The sequence below is a fragment of the Microbacterium sp. KKR3/1 genome (assembly GCF_021272365.1).
Taxonomy (GTDB): Bacteria; Actinomycetota; Actinomycetes; order Actinomycetales; family Microbacteriaceae; genus Microbacterium; species Microbacterium aurugineum.
In genome coordinates, this window is record NZ_JAJSDW010000001.1 from 997,199 (window position 1) to 1,014,658 (window position 17,460).

Annotated in this window: 21 protein-coding genes; 9 read left to right on the forward strand and 12 right to left on the reverse strand. The window is 69.2% G+C overall.

Annotated elements, in window-relative coordinates; all coding sequences use genetic code 11:
* Positions 1 to 8 precede the first annotated feature (8 nt).
* Positions 9 to 917 (forward strand): phosphotransferase, encoded by a 909-nt coding sequence (locus tag LVJ59_RS04790; RefSeq protein ID WP_232762192.1) that lies wholly within the window; start codon positions 9 to 11, stop codon positions 915 to 917.
* 3 nt (positions 918 to 920) lie between these two features.
* Here LVJ59_RS04790 and LVJ59_RS04795 read toward each other — a convergent pair whose 3' ends face one another.
* Positions 921 to 1,583: an alpha/beta family hydrolase gene (locus LVJ59_RS04795; protein ID WP_232762193.1), complete on the reverse strand. Its 663-nt coding sequence runs from the start codon at positions 1,581 to 1,583 to the stop codon at positions 921 to 923.
* Between the two features lie 25 nt (positions 1,584 to 1,608).
* Positions 1,609 to 2,316 (reverse strand): general stress protein, encoded by a 708-nt coding sequence (locus tag LVJ59_RS04800; protein WP_232762194.1) that lies wholly within the window; start codon positions 2,314 to 2,316, stop codon positions 1,609 to 1,611.
* Positions 2,317 to 2,401: 85 nt separating this feature from the next.
* On the opposite strand from LVJ59_RS04800, the gene LVJ59_RS04805 reads away from it, so the two are divergent.
* From LVJ59_RS04805 to LVJ59_RS04820, 4 genes are read left to right on the forward strand one after another with little or no spacing between them, the layout of a single operon-like run.
* Positions 2,402 to 3,670: a magnesium transporter MgtE N-terminal domain-containing protein gene (locus tag LVJ59_RS04805; RefSeq protein WP_047523064.1), complete on the forward strand. Its 1,269-nt coding sequence runs from the start codon at positions 2,402 to 2,404 to the stop codon at positions 3,668 to 3,670.
* Positions 3,670 to 4,182, forward strand: a complete 513-nt coding sequence (locus LVJ59_RS04810) for a DUF1003 domain-containing protein (RefSeq protein ID WP_047523065.1) — start codon at positions 3,670 to 3,672, stop codon at positions 4,180 to 4,182. The genes LVJ59_RS04805 and LVJ59_RS04810 overlap by 1 nt, the downstream gene beginning before the upstream one ends.
* Positions 4,179 to 5,318, forward strand: a complete 1,140-nt coding sequence (locus LVJ59_RS04815) for an Mrp/NBP35 family ATP-binding protein (protein ID WP_232762195.1) — start codon at positions 4,179 to 4,181, stop codon at positions 5,316 to 5,318. The genes LVJ59_RS04810 and LVJ59_RS04815 overlap by 4 nt, the downstream gene beginning before the upstream one ends.
* A 3-nt stretch (positions 5,319 to 5,321) precedes the next feature.
* Positions 5,322 to 5,816 carry a YcxB family protein gene (locus LVJ59_RS04820; RefSeq protein WP_232762196.1) on the forward strand — a complete coding sequence of 165 codons (495 nt, stop codon included), beginning with the start codon at positions 5,322 to 5,324 and terminating at the stop codon, positions 5,814 to 5,816.
* A 21-nt stretch (positions 5,817 to 5,837) separates the two neighbouring features.
* Here the strand turns inward: LVJ59_RS04820 and LVJ59_RS04825 are convergent, their stop codons facing one another.
* Complete coding sequence (locus tag LVJ59_RS04825; RefSeq protein ID WP_131491909.1) at positions 5,838 to 6,212, reverse strand: twin-arginine translocase TatA/TatE family subunit; 375 nt, start codon at positions 6,210 to 6,212, stop codon at positions 5,838 to 5,840.
* Between the two features lie 89 nt (positions 6,213 to 6,301).
* Between LVJ59_RS04825 and LVJ59_RS04830 the strand changes: the two genes are divergently transcribed.
* A complete protein-coding gene (locus LVJ59_RS04830) occupies positions 6,302 to 6,940 on the forward strand; it encodes an O-methyltransferase (protein WP_131491908.1) in 639 nt (212 codons plus the stop codon).
* A 103-nt stretch (positions 6,941 to 7,043) separates the two neighbouring features.
* On the opposite strand, the gene LVJ59_RS04835 is transcribed toward LVJ59_RS04830, so the two are convergent.
* The 3 genes from LVJ59_RS04835 to dapE all read right to left on the reverse strand — a co-directional run bounded on the left by LVJ59_RS04835 (position 7,044) and on the right by dapE (position 9,584).
* Positions 7,044 to 7,217: a DUF3117 domain-containing protein gene (locus LVJ59_RS04835; protein ID WP_017203323.1), complete on the reverse strand. Its 174-nt coding sequence runs from the start codon at positions 7,215 to 7,217 to the stop codon at positions 7,044 to 7,046.
* 94 nt (positions 7,218 to 7,311) lie between these two features.
* Positions 7,312 to 8,529 carry a hypothetical protein gene (locus LVJ59_RS04840; protein ID WP_232762197.1) on the reverse strand — a complete coding sequence of 406 codons (1,218 nt, stop codon included), beginning with the start codon at positions 8,527 to 8,529 and terminating at the stop codon, positions 7,312 to 7,314.
* A complete protein-coding gene (gene dapE, locus LVJ59_RS04845) occupies positions 8,511 to 9,584 on the reverse strand; it encodes a succinyl-diaminopimelate desuccinylase (protein WP_232762198.1) in 1,074 nt (357 codons plus the stop codon). The genes LVJ59_RS04840 and dapE overlap by 19 nt, the downstream gene beginning before the upstream one ends.
* Before the next feature lie 65 nt (positions 9,585 to 9,649).
* On the opposite strand from dapE, the gene dapD reads away from it, so the two are divergent.
* The gene (gene dapD / locus LVJ59_RS04850; RefSeq protein ID WP_232762199.1) at positions 9,650 to 10,597 is read left to right on the forward strand and encodes a 2,3,4,5-tetrahydropyridine-2,6-dicarboxylate N-succinyltransferase; all 948 of its coding nucleotides are present in this window, start codon (positions 9,650 to 9,652) and stop codon (positions 10,595 to 10,597) included.
* A 261-nt stretch (positions 10,598 to 10,858) separates the two neighbouring features.
* Entirely contained in the window at positions 10,859 to 12,235 is a 1,377-nt protein-coding gene (locus tag LVJ59_RS04855) for a DEAD/DEAH box helicase (protein WP_232762200.1), read from the forward strand.
* A 133-nt stretch (positions 12,236 to 12,368) separates the two neighbouring features.
* Here LVJ59_RS04855 and LVJ59_RS04860 read toward each other — a convergent pair whose 3' ends face one another.
* The 6 genes from LVJ59_RS04860 to LVJ59_RS04885 all read right to left on the reverse strand — a co-directional run bounded on the left by LVJ59_RS04860 (position 12,369) and on the right by LVJ59_RS04885 (position 16,789).
* The gene (locus LVJ59_RS04860) at positions 12,369 to 13,709 is read right to left on the reverse strand and encodes a citrate synthase (RefSeq protein WP_372491360.1); all 1,341 of its coding nucleotides are present in this window, start codon (positions 13,707 to 13,709) and stop codon (positions 12,369 to 12,371) included.
* Positions 13,710 to 13,849: 140 nt separating this feature from the next.
* On the reverse strand, positions 13,850 to 14,962 hold the full coding sequence (gene dapC, locus LVJ59_RS04865; RefSeq protein ID WP_232762201.1) for a succinyldiaminopimelate transaminase: 1,113 nt from the start codon (positions 14,960 to 14,962) through the stop codon (positions 13,850 to 13,852).
* A gap of 9 nt (positions 14,963 to 14,971) precedes the next feature.
* A complete protein-coding gene (fdxA, locus tag LVJ59_RS04870; protein WP_131491902.1) occupies positions 14,972 to 15,292 on the reverse strand; it encodes a ferredoxin in 321 nt (106 codons plus the stop codon).
* Positions 15,293 to 15,301: 9 nt separating this feature from the next.
* Complete coding sequence (locus tag LVJ59_RS04875) at positions 15,302 to 15,712, reverse strand: histidinol dehydrogenase (RefSeq protein WP_232762202.1); 411 nt, start codon at positions 15,710 to 15,712, stop codon at positions 15,302 to 15,304.
* A gap of 46 nt (positions 15,713 to 15,758) precedes the next feature.
* Positions 15,759 to 16,073 carry an AzlD domain-containing protein gene (locus tag LVJ59_RS04880; RefSeq protein WP_047523077.1) on the reverse strand — a complete coding sequence of 105 codons (315 nt, stop codon included), beginning with the start codon at positions 16,071 to 16,073 and terminating at the stop codon, positions 15,759 to 15,761.
* On the reverse strand, positions 16,070 to 16,789 hold the full coding sequence (locus LVJ59_RS04885; protein ID WP_232762203.1) for an AzlC family ABC transporter permease: 720 nt from the start codon (positions 16,787 to 16,789) through the stop codon (positions 16,070 to 16,072). Before LVJ59_RS04885 ends, LVJ59_RS04880 begins: the two co-directional genes overlap by 4 nt.
* A gap of 104 nt (positions 16,790 to 16,893) precedes the next feature.
* On the opposite strand from LVJ59_RS04885, the gene LVJ59_RS04890 reads away from it, so the two are divergent.
* Positions 16,894 to 17,442 carry a helix-turn-helix domain-containing protein gene (locus LVJ59_RS04890; protein WP_232762204.1) on the forward strand — a complete coding sequence of 183 codons (549 nt, stop codon included), beginning with the start codon at positions 16,894 to 16,896 and terminating at the stop codon, positions 17,440 to 17,442.
* The last annotated feature ends 18 nt before the right edge of the window (positions 17,443 to 17,460 follow it).

Consider the following 17,460-nt stretch of genomic DNA (forward strand, 5'->3'; position numbering starts at 1 on the left):
CTCGGCGGATGCACGACGGTGAGCTCGCGCTCGAGACCGAGGTCGCGGCACGGCTGATCACGCGCCGCTTCCCCGAGCTGCGCCGAGAGGAGCTGCGACCGGTCTCGTCCACCGGGACGGTCAACAGGATCATCCGGGTGGGCGACGGCCTTGTCGCCCGCTTCCCGCGCCTCGCGGCATCGGAGCCCACTCTCGCGCGTGAGGCCGCGGCGCTCGATGAGTTGGCGGCAGCGAGTCCGTTCCCCGCCCCGCGCTCCTACGGGATCGCTGCCGCGTCGGAAGAGTTCGACTCGGCCTGGGCCGTCCAGTCCTGGATCGACGGCGAGCCGCCGGGCCCCGTGCGTGCTGCCGCGTCGGAAGCCTTCGCTCACGATCTGGTCGTCCTCATCCGTGCACTGCGCGCGGTCGACATGCGCGGACGGGTGTTCGACGGGAACGGCCGCGGCGGGAGACTCGGCGACCACGATGAGTGGGTCTCGGAGTGTCTGTCGCGGAGCGCACACCTGATCGACGTGGCACGCACCGCGAAGCTCTGGGCGGCCCTGTGCGCGCTTCCGCCCGCCGACGCTCCGCTGATGTGCCACCGCGACCTCACGCCGTTCAACCTCCTGGTCATCGAGCGCGACGACGAGGTCCGGCTGGCGGGCGTGCTCGACGGCGGGGACTTCGGACCTGCGGACCCTGCGCTCGACCTCGTCGCCGCCTGGCACCTCCTCGATGCCCCGACACGACGCCTCGTCCGCGACGGTGTCTCCGCCGGCGAGGCCGAGTGGCAGCGGGGTGCCGGGTGGGCCCTGCAACAGGCGCTGGGCCTCGGGTGGTACTACGAGAAGTCGAACCCGCAGATGAGCGCGCTGGGGATCTCCACCGTCCGCCGCGTGCTCGCGGACCCCGAGCTGTCGATGCTCGTCGGCTGAAGGTCAGTCGACCGCACCTCCGAGGGCGAACTCGGCCACGATCGGGGCGAGCGACGCACCGATCTGCTCCGCGGGGAGTTTGCGGCCCTTCACCTCGAATGTGTGCCCGCCGCCCTCGATCCAGACGATCCGGGCTTCTCGACAGGCCGCGACAGCCTGTTCGAACTGAGAGATCGGCTGGATGAAGGGATCGTTCGTCCCCTCCACGAAGAGCTGTGGCACGGTGATCGCCGGCAGGTGCTCGACCCGCGGCTTCTCCGGCCGTCCTGGCGGATGAAGGGGATAGCCGAGATAGACGAGTCCGTCCACCCGTAAGCCCTCCGCGACCGCCATCGATGCCATGCGTCCGCCGTAGGACTTCCCCGTCGCCCAGACGGTCGCCGCGGGGTCTGCTGTGCGCGCGAACGTCGTGACCGCGTTCCAGGTGGCGATCGCATGCGCGGCCGGCCCTGGCATCCGCCGCCCCTGCTGCACGTACGGGAAGTTGAAGCGCAGTGTCGAGAAGCCGATCGCGCGGAGTGCCTCGGCGTAACCAGTGAGGAAAGGATGGTCCTTTCCCGTTCCCGCGCCGTGGGCGACGATCACCGTCGCCCCGTTGTCACCGCGCGTCCAGTCGGCCGACACGACGGTGGTTCCGTTCGGCAGCGCGACCTGGATCTCGACCATCAGAAGGAACGTCCGGGGATCGTCGTCACGCCCGCTCGCCCGGGGCGCCTTCTGCACCCGGCGTCGCGTCGGGCTCGATCGGTGCGGGCGTCCCGGGTTCCGGTGCGGGCGTACCCGGCTCCGGATCGGCAGCCGGCTCGGCAACGGGGTCTGCCGGCCGCGGCGGGATAACGGGCTCCTCGGGTGCCGGCGCCGTCGCGCCAGGCGTGATCCGTTCTCCGTATCGCGGCGGCTCGTCGAGGTTCACGGGAGGCCGTACCGGAGCGACGCGCGTCGCTCCGAGAACGTCGCGAGCCTTGGCGAGCGAGGCGGACTGGACGGTGACCTCGTAGTGATCCGCCGCGAACTGCGTGACGCTCGCGAAGTCGCGACGACGCCGGACGATCGCGTAGGTCACGAGACTCAGGAGCATCCCGACCGCGACGCCGATGAGGACGAAGCCGACGAAGAGCTGGATCGGGACCTCGGGGTTGCCGAGCACGAGGATCGCGGAGAGGAACAGGCCGATCAGGACTCCGTTGATGGCGCCGGAGCGGGCGGCCGCGGCGTATCCGAGCTTGCCGGTCACGCGCTCGACCGTCCGCACGCTCTGCCCGACGATCGCGATGTCCCGTGCCGGGACCTCCCCGGCGATCAGCTTCGAGACGGTCTTCTGTGCGTTCTCGTAGTCGCGCGTGGAAGCGACGATCTCGCCGGTCTCCGAGCTGTTCGCGGGGCGGTTCAGCATACTCATCCGACTATTCTTCCACGCGCACCATCAGACCGCCCGAGGCGCGGCCATCCCGCCGATGACCGGGCCCGCCGACTACTCTGGAGGGGTGAGCACACAACGGGTTTTCGCCGCGCGCCTGGCCGGGTGCGCCGTCTTCGATCCCGTCGGCGACCGGCTCGGCAAGGTCCGGGACGTCGTCGTGGTGTACCGAAGTACCGCGGCACCCCGCGTGATCGGTCTCGTGGTCGAGATCCCGGGACGACGACATGTGTTCCTCTCGATCGGCCGCGTCACATCGATCCGCTCCGGTCAGGTCATCACCACCGGACTCATCAACGTGCGACGCTTCTCTCCGCGGGCCGGCGAGGTGCGGGTGCTCGCGGAGCTGCTCGGAAGACGCGTCAGCTTCTCCGACGGCAGCGGTACCGCCGTGATCGAGGACGTGGCGATCGAGCCCAATCGCCTCGGGGAATGGGCCATCAGTCAGCTCTTCCTGCGTCGGCCGAAGACCAGCGCCTCTCCCTTCGCGAAGGGGCCCACGACGTTCGCCGCGTGGAACGAGGTCGCCGAGGAACGCGCGCCGGGCGAATCCCAGTCCGCCGAACAGCTCGTCGCTTCGTACTCCGAACTGCATGCCGCCGACCTCGCGAACACTCTTCTCGATCTGCCGCAGCAGCGGATGATCGAGGTCGCCGAGGAGCTCTCGGACGACCGCCTCGCCGATGCCCTCGAGGAGATGCCCGAGGACGAGCAGGTGCACATCCTCGACCGGCTCGGCGACGAGCGCGCGGCTGACATCCTCGACCAGATGGAGCCGGATGATGCCGCCGACCTGCTCGCCCAGCTCACCCCGGACCGCCTGGAGCAGCTCCTCGAACTGATGGAGCCCGAGGAGGCCGAGGACGTCAGGATGCTGCTGCGCTACGGCCCGGACACCGCCGGCGGTCTGATGACCCCGGAACCCATCATCCTGTCGGCCGATGCGACCGTCGCCGAGGCACTGGCTCTGATCCGGCGCCACGAGCTGCACCCGGCGCTGGCCGCGGCCGTGTTCGTGACACTCCCCCCGTTCGAGACGCCCACCGGTCGCCTGCTCGGGCTCGTGCACTTCCAGCGGATGCTGCGCTATCCCCCGCATGAACGACTCGGAGCGATCCTCGATGACAGCCTCGAGCCCGTTCCCGTCACCGCGTCGGCGGCCGAAGTGGCGCGTCTGCTGGCGAGCTACGACCTCGTCTCGTTGCCGGTGATCGACGCAGCCCATAGGCTGGTCGGCGCCATCAGCATCGACGACGTGCTCGACTATCTCCTCCCCGATGACTGGCGTTCACAGGACAGCGACGACATCGCCGCCGCTGCGAAGGAGACGAGCTGATGGCCCGCGAGTCGCGTCTGGACGCGCCGGGACGCAGCACGGCCCGCCCGCGCACCACCTCTCGCGACCGCTTCGGAAGGTTCACCGAGTGGGTCGCGCGGGCGATGGGGACGCCAGCGTTCCTCGTGATCCTCAGCCTGTTCTGCGTGGTCTGGATCGTCTGGAACACCCTGATGCCCGAGCATCTGCGTTTCGATGACGCCGCGCTCGGGTTCACGGCCCTGACGCTCATGCTCTCGTTGCAGGCCTCCTATGCCGCACCGCTGATCCTGCTCGCGCAGAACCGCCAGGACGACCGCGACCGGGTGCAGATCGAGCAGGACCGCCAGCGCGCCGAGCGCAACCTCGCCGACACCGAATACCTGGCCCGCGAGATCGTGGCACTGCGCATGGCGCTCGAGGAGCGCAACTCGCAGACCGTGACCCGAGACGTGCTGCGCCAGGAGTTGAAGACCCTGCTCGCCGAACTCGAGGACACCGACGACAGGGCATCGGGGGGCGCCGCATCGTGACCGAGGCCGACCTCGTCCGCACCGCGGTCTCCGCCGTGACGGACCCGGAGTTGCGTCGACCGATCGGCGACCTCGACATGGTGCGCGACATCTCCGTCGACGGTGCCCACGCCCAGGTCGGCATCGTGCTGACGATCGTGGGCTGCCCCGCCGCGGCCCGAATCGAAGCCGACGTACGACAGGCCGCGGCGTCCGTCCCCGGTATCACGGACGTCGACGTCGAGGTGGGCGTGATGACCCCCGCCGAACGCAAGGCGCTGACCGAGAAGCTGCGCGACGGTCGCCCGGCACGGCAGATGCCGTTCGGCCCCGACTCCCTCACCCGCGTGATCCTCGTCTCGAGCGGCAAGGGCGGAGTGGGCAAGTCGACGGTCACCGCCAACCTCGCGGTCGCCCTCGCCGACCAGGGACTCTCGGTCGGACTCGTCGATGCCGACGTGCACGGCTTCTCCATCCCCGGCCTCCTCGGGATCCCGGCCGGGACGCAGCCGACCCGCATCGACGACCTGATGCTGCCACCGGTGGCCCACGGCGTGAAGACGATCTCGATCGGGATGTTCCTGCGTGACGGCGAGTCCGTCGTGGCCTGGCGGGGGCCGATGCTGCATCGCACCGTGTCCCAGTTCCTCACCGACGTCTTCTTCGGCGACCTCGATGTGCTCCTCATCGACATGCCGCCCGGCACGGGCGACATCGCCATCTCGATCGGACAGCTGCTCCCGCACGCCGAGGTCCTCGTCGTGACGACTCCGCAGACCGCTGCCTCCGACGTGGCGATCCGCAGCGGTCTCGTGGCACGGCAGACCGGTCAGCAGGTGATCGGCGTCGTCGAGAACATGGCCGCGTACACGCTCCCCGACGGAACCGTGCTGGACCTGTTCGGGTCGGGCGGAGGAGCGGCCGTCGCCGATGCGCTCTCCGAACCGGACGAGGTCGTCCCGCTGCTGGCCTCGATCCCCCTGAGCCCTGCCCTGCGCCAGAGCGGAGACGCCGGCGCGCCCCTCGTCTCGGGGACAGCCACGGATGCCGCGGCCACCGCGATCCACGACCTCGCTCGCGCGCTCACCCGGCGGGGACGCGGCCTCTCCGGCCGTTCGCTGCCGATGACCGTCGGCGGGCCACGCAAGGAAGAGTGACCGATGCCTCCCCGCTCCCTGACGATCGACGAGGGGCTGCTGCAGCGGATGGCTCGCGATGCGGCGATCTACTCGCTGACCCGGCCGGCCGCCATCGTCATGTGGGTCGCACTCGCCGGCGCGCTGACGCTCAGCATCCTGAATCTGAGCACCCCCCTGCCCGCGGGCGCAGAACCGCCGTTCGGCGCGGGCTGGATGCCGCTGCTGATCATCGGTCTCGCGGTGTTCGCCGTCGTGATGTCGGTGTCGTCCGCCCGCCAGGCCGTGCGGACGGCGATGCCCGTCGAGACCGTGGTGTGGGCACAGCTCGAAGACGACGTGCTGAGGCTGGGCAGCGGCAGGAGACAGTCGGAGATCGCCTACGGGACGTTCCAGGGCATGCGCGTGGGCAGGGATGCGGTGCTGCTCAAGGTGCGTGGGACGAGCGCGGCGACCGCCATCCCCCGTGCCCTGCTCAGCGACGCGGACATCGCGACCCTGCGCTCACGGATCTCCTGAGAGCCCCTTCGCGCCTGAAGGTCAGGTGGCCTCGGGATCGAACGGGGGACGGTTCGTCGCACTGAATTCCTGCGGGGCGGCGCGGGGGGCGATGGGCTCGGCGATCGTCTCCTTGGCCTGTACCGGCGTCGCCGGCTGCGGCTCCTCGAACAGGGCGTCGCGGATGATCCGACGCGGGTCGTACTGACGGGGGTCGAGCTTTCGCCAGTCGACGTCGTCGATCTCGGGCCCCATCTCCTGGCGCATCCGACTCTTGGTGTCGCGAAGGTATTCGCCGGCCTTGCGGACCATGCGGGAGAAGCTCTCGGCGGCCCGCGGAAGACGCTCAGGACCGATGATCAGCACCGCGATGAGGCCGATCAGCAGCATCTTCTCGAAGGTGAGCCCGAACGTCATCTCTACAGGCTACCGCCGCGCCTGCGGTCCCCGCGCGCGACGAGCGAATACGCTGGAGGGAATCACCGGGCAGGCAGGGAGAACAGGCCATGAGCGAGCACGACGCGAACGCGCGTTTCCTTCGCGAGTCCATCGTGGAGCCGGACTCCATCGCCCGTGCTCGGGCACATGCGGTCGAGCTGGGCGCGATGCCGGTCAGCACGGTCGTCGGCTCCCAGATCGCCGTGCTCGCCGCCGCGACAGGTGCGCGATCGATCGTCGAGATCGGCACCGGTGCCGGTGTCTCCGGCCTCTGGCTCCTGCGCGGTGCCCCCCACGCCGTGCTCACCACGATCGACAACGAGCCCGAGCACCTCGCAGCCGCACGTCAGGCGTTCGCCGATGCGAGGGTCCCCTCCACGAGGGTCCGTTTCATCACGGGACGCGCCATCGACGTGCTGCCTCGGATGAACGAGGCTTCCTATGACATCGTGCTGGTCGACGCCGACCCCGAGCACATCATCGAGTACGTCGAACACGGGCTTCGTCTCGCCCGCACCGGCGGCCTGGTGCTGGTCCCCCGCGTCCTCGCCGGCGGCCGCGTCGCCGATCCCGTCCAGCGCGACGAGATCACGTCCGCCTACCGTTCCCTGGTGCAGGAGACGCAGGAATCGTCGGCAGTGCTCGCGACCGTATCCCCTGCCGCCGAAGGCCTGCTGCAGCTCATCAGCCTCCCCGAGCGCGACTGAGCCCTCCGCACGGATCGCTCCCGAAGAGCCCGGAATCGACGAAGGGCGGTGGATCCGAGGATCCACCGCCCTTCCGGATCCGCGGACGCGGATCCGAGATCGATCAGGCCGGTGCCACGACGGCGGCCAGCACGTCGTGAAGCTCCTTGGCCTCTGCGTCGTTCACGGAGACGACCAGTCGGCCGCCGCCTTCGAGTGGAACACGCACGATGATGAGTCGTCCTTCTTTCACGGCCTCCATGGGTCCGTCTCCGGTCCTCGGCTTCATCGCTGCCATCGTGGCTCCCTTTCCTCCGGTGGTATGGGATGAGTTTATCGGGTGTCACCGGGACCTGGAGGTCACCGAGCAACAATTGGGTCGAGCTTCACGATCACGGCACCTGCCAGAACGTGTTCCCGAGCGCATACATGTGGTAGATCCAGAACCACTGACCGACGAGACACACCGCGAGGATCCCGAGCCTCCAACGCCGTGAGCGCGGGACGGCGACCGCACCCCACATCGGGCTGAGCGGCAGGAGCAGACGGAAGGTGCTCGACTGGGGGAAGAACACCGCGAGCAGGTAGAGCAGGTAACTCGCGCTCCACAGCCGCAGGTCTCCGCCGAGGGCACGGACCTGCGGGGAGTACAGCAGCGTGGCCGCGAGCCCGACGACCAGCAGCGCCAGTGCGATCGGCCCCCACCACTGCGGAAGCCCCCAGAAACCGAACCAGAACTGCGCTGCCTGGACCCAGCCTTCGAACGGGACGAAACCGTCGACACCACCGACGATCCAGTGGCGACGCCATGCGAGTTCGGTGGCGAGGTACGCGCCGGGGTCGCCGGTGACGATGCCGGCGATCACCTGCCAGGCGAAGCCGGTCACGCTCGCCAGCGCACCCAGTGCGAGGATGTGCGCGATCTCGCGACCGGACAGCGGATCCTCCTTCCGACGAACCCATCGCATGATCCCGTGCAGCCCCAGGTAGAGGGCGAAGGCGAGTACACCGGGGCGGGTGAAGGCCATCACCGGGATGAGCACGTAGAGCCAGGAGTAGCGGTGCGCCGCGGTCGCGTCGAGTGCGAGGAACAGCAGCAGGAGGAAAAGAGTCTCGGCGTAGCCGACCTGGAACATGGCCGCGATGGGCCCGGCGGCGAAGAAGACGACCGCCCAGGTCGCCGCGCCGTTTCCGATGCGGTCGCGGAGCAGGCGGTGCAGGGCGAGGCAGGCGAGGTACCCGGCGACGAACGAGATCACGAGAGCGCCGACGCCCCACGAGCCGAACAGGAACCCGACCGTCTTGGCCGCATAGGCGAACACCGGCATGAACGCCCAGGCGTTCTCGGCGACCTCCCCGGAGTCGGTCAGGGGGAGGTCGGTCGGATACCCGTTCTCGGCGACGAGCCAATACCACTGGGCGTCCCAACCGAGGATGAAGTCGACGACGCCCGCGTCTGCACCGAACCGAGAGGCCCCGGTCGACAGGGAGCCCGCCACGAGGAAGAAGGCGGTGGTGACCACCCGCGCACCGAGATAGATGACGGCGATGCGCAGTGCGAGCGGTGTCTGCGCCCACCGGCGAGCCGCACTCAGTGCGAAGCGAGCCATACGCGCAGGCCCCGCTCCACGGCGTCGATCTGCGCGAGCGGCACGCGCTCCTCGTCGTGGTGCGCGAGGTGCGGGTCGCCCGGGCCGTAGTTCACCGCGGGGATGCCGAGGGCCGAGAACCGGGCGACATCCGTCCATCCGTACTTCGGTCGCGGCTCCGCGCCGACAGCAGCCACGAACTGCTTCGCGATCTCGGCGTCGAGCCCGGGGCGCGCACCCTCGGCGGCGTCCGTGATCTCGATGTCGAAGCCCGCGAGAACCCCGCGGAGATGGGACTCGGCGTCCGCAGCCGACTTGTTGGGAGCGAAACGGTAGTTGACCTCGACCTCGCAGGCATCGGGGATGACGTTCCCCGCGACGCCACCCGCGATGCGCACGGCGCTCAGGCTCTCACGGTAGAGCAACCCTTCGACCAGCACCTCCTTGGCGCGATACTCCGCCAGCCGGGTGAGGATGGGCGCGGCACTGTGGATCGCGTTCTCGCCGATCCAGGCGCGGGCACTGTGTGCTCGCACGCCGGTCGTCCGGACGAGCGCTCGGAGGGTGCCGTTGCAGCCCCCCTCCACCTCGCCGTTGGACGGCTCGCCGAGGATCGCGAAGTCCGCCTGGAACAGATCGGGACGAACGGCCGCGAGCAGCCCGAGACCGTTCTTGGAGGCTTCGATCTCCTCGTTGTCGTACCACATCCAGGTGATGTCGACGGCGGGAGCGGTGAGCTCGGCCGCGAGTTTCAGCTGCACCGCGGTGCCGGCCTTCATGTCGACCGTGCCGCGTCCCCACAGGTAGGGCACTCCGTCGATCTCGATGTCCCGCGTCGGGAGGTTCGCATTGATCGGCACGGTGTCGATGTGACCGGCGATCGCGACGCGCTGCGCACGGCCGAGGTCGGTGCGGGCGACGATCGTGTTCCCGTGCCGGAAGACCTCGAGATGGGTCAACGGCGAGATCGCGGCCTCGATCGCATCGGCCAGGATCTTCTCGTCGCCGGAGACGCTCGGGATGTCGCAGATCGCACGAGTGAGTTCGACGGAGGACGCGGTCAGATCGAGCACCATGCGTCCAGCCTACTTTCCCCGTCATGCGTGAAGTCGTCGCCGGCCGGGCGCGATAGCGTGGAGGGATGAGCGACGCACGCACGGTATGGGGTATCGGACTGACCACGATCGCCGGGGACGGCACGGTTCTCGATGCCTGGTACCCGGAGGTGCGACGCGGGGAGCTCGTCGCGGATGAGGCGGGCGTCGCCGCACTCGAACCCCTCGTCGGACGCGACGAGCGACGAGACGTCACGGTCGAGGTCGTGCAGCTGCAGATCGACCTCGACGAGGCTCCCGCCTCCACCGCCGACGCGTATCTGCGTCTGCACGCGCTCTCGCACCTCGTGGCGCGTCCCAACGAGCTGAACCTCGACGGCATCTTCGGGCACCTGCCCAACGTCGCCTGGACGAACGCCGGACCGGTGCACCCCGACGTCGCCGCGCGTCGTCGTCCCCACCTCCAGCGCGCGGGCATCCAGGTGCAGGGGCTGGACAAGTTCCCCCGTCTGACCGACTACGTCCAGCCGTCCGGCGTGCGCATCGCCGACGCGTCCCGCGTGCGCCTCGGCGCCTACCTCTCCCCCGGCACGACGGTGATGCACGAGGGCTTCGTCAACTTCAACGCCGGCACTCTCGGTGCCTCGATGGTCGAAGGGCGCATCTCGCAGGGCGTCGTCGTCGGGGACGGCAGCGACATCGGCGGTGGCTCCTCCATCATGGGCACCCTCTCGGGCGGCGGCACGCACCGGGTGTCGATCGGAGCGCGCACGCTCCTCGGCGCCAACGCCGGCATCGGCATCTCGCTCGGCGATGACTGCATCGTCGAAGCGGGCCTCTACGTGACAGCCGGCACCAAGGTCGTGCTCGCCGACGGTCCTGCGACGCCGGAGGGCGGGCGGCGGACGGTGAAGGGTGCGGAACTCTCGGGCCAGGACGGACTGTTGTTCCGCCGCAACTCGCTCAGCGGGGCGGTCGAGGCTGTGCGACGGGCGGGCGTCGGAGTGACGCTGAACGAGGCGCTGCACGCCTGATCCGCCGTCGACGACTCGCGCACGCAGCGGGCATGCAGCTGACGGCGTGCCCGCGCTGATAGACTGACCTCGTTGCACGGACCGCCGGTCCCACAACATCGTCGTCGTCACGGGGTCTCCGAGGACCGAAGCGAGCGGAACTGCTCCCATCACCAGCATCAGCTGGCCTTTCGAACGGCGAATCGATGCGCAATTCCTGCGCCGTCGCCCACCTCACCCCTTATCTTGCGCCGTTCACTCGTGCGCTGACGGAGTTTCTGCATGTCTACTTTCCTTGAACTCGGCGTTCCCGCCGAGCTCGCCGCCGTTCTCGCCGACTCCGGCAAGACCGAAGCGTTCGCCATCCAGCGCGACACGCTCCCCGACTCCCTTGCCGGACGCGACCTCCTGGGCCGCGGACGCACGGGCAGTGGCAAGACCATCGCCTTCGCGCTCCCGCTCGTCGCGCGACTCGCCGCGTCCGGGGGGCAGCGCCGCGCAGGCCTGCCGCGCGGACTCGTCCTCGCTCCGACCCGAGAGCTCGCAACCCAGATCGCTGCGACGATCGCTCCTCTCGCCGAGGCCGCGGGCCTGCGCGTCACGACCGTCTTCGGCGGCGTCAGCCAGCGTCCGCAGGAGCAGGCGCTGCGTGGCGGCGTCGACATCGTGGTCGCCTGCCCCGGTCGACTCGAAGACCTCATGAAGCAGCAGGTCGTGCGCCTGAGCGCGATCGAGGTCACCGTGCTGGACGAGGCCGACCACATGGCAGACCTCGGCTTCCTCCCCGGTGTCACCCGCATCCTCACGGCGACCCCGGCCGGCGGTCAGCGCCTGCTGTTCAGCGCGACGCTCGACCGCGGCATCGACACCCTGGCCCGCCGCTTCCTCTCGAACGCGGTCAGCCACGAGGTCGACGAGGAGAGCGTGCCCGTCGGCGAGATGACCCACCGTGTGCTCGTGGTCGACTCGACCGACAACAAGACCGCGCTCGTGCGCGACCTCGCATCGGGCACCGGGCGCCGCATCCTCTTCACCCGTACCAAGCACCAGGCGAAGAAGCTCGCGAAGCAGCTCACCGCCGCAGGCATCCCCGCGGTCGACCTGCACGGAAACCTCTCGCAGAACGCTCGCGAGCGCAACCTCGGCGCGTTCTCGGCGGCGCCGGAGGACGGCGGCGTGCGCGTGCTCGTCGCGACCGACGTCGCTGCGCGCGGAGTGCACGTGGACAACGTGGACCTCGTGGTGCACGTCGACCCGCCCGTGGAGCACAAGGCGTACCTGCACCGTTCCGGTCGCACGGCGCGCGCCGGAGCCGCCGGTACGGTCGTGACCGTCGTGCTGCCCGAGCAGCGTCGTGACGTCAAGGATCTGCTGCGCAAGGCCGCCATCAGCGCTCCGCTGGAGGATGTGACCACGGCGGCCGTCACCGCTCTCGTCCCCGAGCGCGCACCGCACGTGCGCCCGGCCCCGGTGCAAGCGCCGCAGCAGCAGCGTCAGTCTTCGAAGCAACGTCCCGCGGGCGGCGAGCGGAACGGGGCGGCGAACCCGCCTTCCCGTCGTCGTCGCCGTCCCCGCTCCGGCGCATCCGGTGCCGGCCAGGGCGGAGGCTACTCCACGCAGAGCGGCCAGTCCCGTCAGGGCAGCGGCCGGGGGCGCTGACGCGTCCCGCCCCACTCCTTTTCACGTCGAGGCCCCCTCAGCGCGTCGACGCCCCCTCTGACAGTCGTCAGTGTGAGGGGGCGTCGGCGGGCAGAGGGGGCCTCGACTGCTTACGGCCGGGCGCGGCCGAGACTCAGCGGGTCGGGAAAGAGCGCTCCGAGGATCCGGTGTACAGCTGCTGCGGGCGGCCGATCTTGGTCTGCGGGTCGAGCTGCAGCTCACGCCACTGCGCGAGCCAGCCGGGCAGACGTCCGATCGCGAAGAGCACGGTGAACATCCGCGTGGGGAAGCCCATCGCCTTGTAGATCACGCCCGTGTAGAAGTCGACGTTCGGGTACAGGCGACGCTCACGGAAGTAGTCGTCGGCGAGCGCGAGCTCCTCGAGCTCCTTGGCCAGGTCGAGGAGGGGGTCAGTGACGCCCAGCGAGGAGAGCACCTCGTCGGCCGCGTCCTTGACGAGCTTGGCGCGCGGATCGTAGTTCTTGTAGACCCGGTGCCCGAAGCCCATCAGCTTCACGCCCTCTTCCTTGTTCTTCACCCGCTCGACGAAGCGCGAAACGCTCTGACCGGAGTCACGGATCTGCCCGAGCATGGTCAGGACAGCCTCGTTCGCACCGCCGTGAAGGGGGCCGGAGAGAGCCTGGATGCCGGCGGAGATCGACGCGAACTGGTTCGCACCGGTGGAGCCCACGAGGCGGACGGTCGAGGTCGAGGCGTTCTGCTCGTGGTCTTCGTGCAGGATGAGGAGCAGCTCGAGAGCCTTCGACATCACCGGGTTGACCTCGTACTCCTCGCTGTGCACACCGAAGTTCAACTTCAGGAAGTTGTCCACGAAGCTCAGCGAGTTGTCGGGGTAGAGGAAGGCCTGGCCGACGCTCTTCTTGTGCGCGTACGCCGCGATCACCGGAAGCTTGGCGAGCATGCGCACCATGTTGAGTTCGACGTGCTCGGGGTTGTGCGGATCGGTCTGACCTTCGTAGTAGGTCGAGAGCGCCGCGACCGCCGACGACAGCACCGACATCGGGTGCGCCGTGTGCGGCAGGGCGGAGAAGAAGCGCTTGAGGTCTTCGTGCAGCAGCGTGTGGCGGCGGATCTTCTCGTCGAACTCCGCGAGCTCGGATGCCGAGGGCAGTTCGCCGTAGATCAGGAGCCAGGCGACCTCGAGATAGCTGGTCGATCCCGCCAGCTGTTCGATCGGGTATCCGCGATAGCGCAGGATGCCCTTGTCGCCGTCGATGAAGGTGATCTCGGACTTCGTCGACGCGGTGTTCACGAAGCCGTAGTCAAGGCCGGTGTAGCCGGTCTGACGGGTCAGCGTCGAGAAGTCGATGCTGTCGTGCCCCGCCGTGCCGCGCAGTACCGGGAATTCGGCGGTGGTCTCACCGATCGTCAGCTTCGCCGTCTGGTCTGCCGCTGCACTCACGCGGACCTCCTCCTGGTGTCCGCCCCCGCTCGTCGCGGTGGAGTCGGACATGATCTTGATCAAGTCGGAACTGGCGATCTCACGGCGCTGAGGCACCAGGTCGGGTCACGACCGAATCGCTTTTACAGCCTAGTAGGCACTCCGGCCTACTGTGACATCCGCCAAACAGACGGCCACTTCAAGGGGATAACCTACAGAGCTTCGACAGTGAGGCGTCGCGCCGCCTCGAGGATGCGCTCGGTCGGGGCGGTGAGGGCGAGCCGGACATGCTGCGCGGCGTCAGCACCGTAGAACGGCCCCGGGCCCGCGAGAATGCCGAGCTCAGCGAGCCTCGCCATCGAATCCCAGGCATCCCGTCCCTCCGTCGCCCACAGGTACAGCCCGGCTTCTGAACCATCGATACGGAAGCCGGCGGCTGCGAGCGCAGGATGCAGCGCATCCCGCCGAGCCCGATAGAGCTCCTTCTGCGCCGCGACGTGCGCGTCGTCGCCGAGCGCCACCGCCATGGCGTGCTGCACCGGAGCGGGCGGCATCAGGCCGAGGTGCTTGCGCGCCGTGAGGAGGTCGCCGACCACGCGCGCACAGCCTGCGACGAACGCGGCGCGGTAGCCGGCGAGGTTCGACTGCTTGCTCAGGGAGTACACGCTGAGCAGATTCGCACGGCTACCACCGGTCACCCGCGGGTCGAGGATCGACGGAATCGGCGAGGTGGCCCATTCGCCATCCCACCCGAGTTCGGCATAGCACTCGTCGCTCGCGAGCACGGCGCCGAGTTCACGGGCGCGACGCACGGCGGCGGCGAGCTCGTCGACCGTCCAGGTGCGGCCGTCCGGGTTGCCGGGGGTGTTGATCCAGATGAGCTTCGTGCCCTCCGGCCAGTCCGCGGGGTCGTCGGCGGGGAGCGGTGTCGCGCCGACGACGCGGGCACCGACATCGTAGGTCGGGTACGCCACTCGGGGGTGCACGACGATGTCGCCCTCTCCCAGACCGAGCAGCGTGGGCAGCAGCGCGACGAACTCCTTGGAGCCGATCGTGGGCAGGACGTTGTCGACGCGGAGGTCGGGCACACCGCGGCGGCGCGCGTACCAGTCGACGATCGCCTCACGCAGGGTCGGCGTGCCGACCGTCTGCGGATAGGCGTGGGCGTCGGTCGCCTCGGCGAGAGCGCGCCGGATGATGTCGGGAGTCGGATCCACCGGCGAGCCGATGGAGAGATCCACGATCCCTTCCGGATGTCGGGCCGCACGCTCGCGGAACGGGACGACGGCGTCCCAGGGGTAGTCGTCGAGGTCTCGGACGCTCACAGCGCGCGCCTACTCGCCCTGCGGCGGGAGCGCGGCGACGATCGGGTGATCGAACGCGTAGACGCCGACCTTCGCCGCGCCTCCGGGAGATCCGATCTCATCGAAGAACTCGACATTGGCCTTGTAGTAGTCCTGCCACTCGTCGGGCAGGTCATCCTCGTAGTAGATGGCTTCCACCGGGCACACCGGCTCACAGGCGCCGCAGTCCACGCACTCGTCGGGATGGATGTACAGCGAGCGTTCGCCCTCGTAGATGCAGTCAACGGGGCACTCGTCGATGCAGGCTCGATCCTTGACATCGACGCACGGGAGGGCGATCACATACGTCACCGCTCCAGTCTACGACTCGCGCGCCTCGGATTCCTGCGCGGCGGGTGCCTCCGTGCGCACGGGGACCCGCGAGAAGGACGGCCAGGCGACGACCAGGAGCACGATTCCCGCGACGACGTACGTCCAGATCTGACCGCTGAGCGAGTCGGGCACGACCACGGACCCGCCGGGACCCACGCCGGAGATCAGCACCAGCATCCCGATCATCCCCAGTCCGGCGGCGACCGCTGCCCCTCGGTCGCGGGTGAGCGCGCGCACGGCGACGAGGATCGCTGCGCACGCGATCGCAGCGACGATCAGTCCGATCGGGATGGGCCCCCACATCACACTGTGGGCAATGGTGCCCGCCACGCCGTAGACGCCGCCCACCAGGGCTGCAGCCACCCAGGACAGCACTCTCGACAACCAGCTCACGCGCACCCGTTGAGCTTACCGGCGCCGGCGGTGTGCCGACGAGATCCGGGGTTCACGATGCGAGGCCGAAGACGCGCAGCAGGGCCGCCACCAGTGCAGCAGCCACCACGACGACGAGGAACGACTGCCGCAACCACAGGAGTCCCCCGGCGACCAGCAGAGCGGGCACACGCGCATCGACCATGATGGCCTGTCCGTCACCGAGGGTCTGCACGGCGACGAGCGCCGCGAGGAGGGCCACGGTCAGCAGATCGGAAATCCGGGCGACGCGGGGCTCCTCGAGTACCGATGACGGCACGAGATAGCCGGCCGCCTTCATGGCGAGACAGATCACCGCCGCGAGGAGGATCGCGCTCCAGAGGCTCATGAGGGGGCCTCCGCGCCATCCAGCGGCTCCTCGGCCGGCGACACGGGTCGTCCGAGCCAGTTGAACCAGCCGACGGCGATCGCGACCACGGCCGCGACGAGCACCGGAAGGCCCGGCATGAGGAACGGTGTGAACGCGGCGGCGACCACGGCGGCTGCCACCCCCACCGCGACGGCCTGACGTTGCCGGAGCCGCGGCCACAGCAGCGCGAGGAACGCTGCGGCGGCTGCAGCGTCCAGCCCCCACGTCTTCGGATCGCCCAGCACGTCACCCACGAGCGCGCCGACGAGGGTGGTGATGTTCCAGCCGATGAAGATACCGACGCCGGTCACCCAGAAGCCGATCTGCCGCAGCCGCGGGTCGCTCTGCGAGATCGCCACCGCCGTCGATTCGTCGATCGTGAAGTGCGCCGCGATCGCTTTGCGCCCGGGCCCTCCCCCGACGATCGGCGACATCCGCATTCCATAGGCGACGTTGCGCACCCCGAGAAGGGCCGCCGACGCGATGGCCGAGGGCAGAGCAGCGAGACCGCCGGCCGTGAAGACGCCGACGAACGCGAACTGCGAGCCGCCGGTGAACATCAGGAGGCTCAGGACGCAGGTCTGCCAGACATCCAGGCCGGAGGCCACGGCCAACGCACCGAAGGAGACTCCATAGGCACTGGTCGCGAGCACGACACCGAGCGCCTCGCGCCAGACCTCACGCTCCGCGGTCATGGCGCCGATCGCATCCAGGTGTTCGCTTCAGTGAACGCATGACCATCATTCTGAACATTTCTGAATGCATAGTCAAGCGAACGATCGTTTGACATGATGAACACATGGAGGATCTCCGCACACGTCTCGCTCGATCCCTGCGCCGCGAAAGGGAGGCCGCGAGCCTTTCAGTCTCAGAGCTCGCCCGGCGAGCCGGGGTGTCCAAGGCCACGGTCTCGCAGCTCGAGAGCGGCTCCGGGAACCCCAGCGTCGAGACGCTGTGGGCACTCGGAGTGGCACTCGGCGTGCCGTTCGCGGTGCTCGTCGACCAGCAGGCCAACGCCCCGACCCTGATCCGTGCCGACGACCTGGCCGGTGTTCCCTCCTCCGCCGCGGCCTACAGTGCGACCCTGCTCTCTGCCAGCCCTCCGGGAGCACGCCGTGATGTGTACCTGATCCAGGCCGACCCGGGCGATCCCCGCCTGTCGGACCCTCACCACCCGGGCACGATCGAACACGTGATCCTGGTCGCCGGCGAGGCGCGGGTCGGACCCGCGGGCGAACCCGTGGTCCTCCACCCCGGCGACTACCTCACCTATGCCGGCGATGCCCCGCACATCTTCGAGGCGACGAAGCCCAACACGAGCGCCGTGCTCATCTCCGAATTGCGCTGAACGAGGGGCGACCGCGCC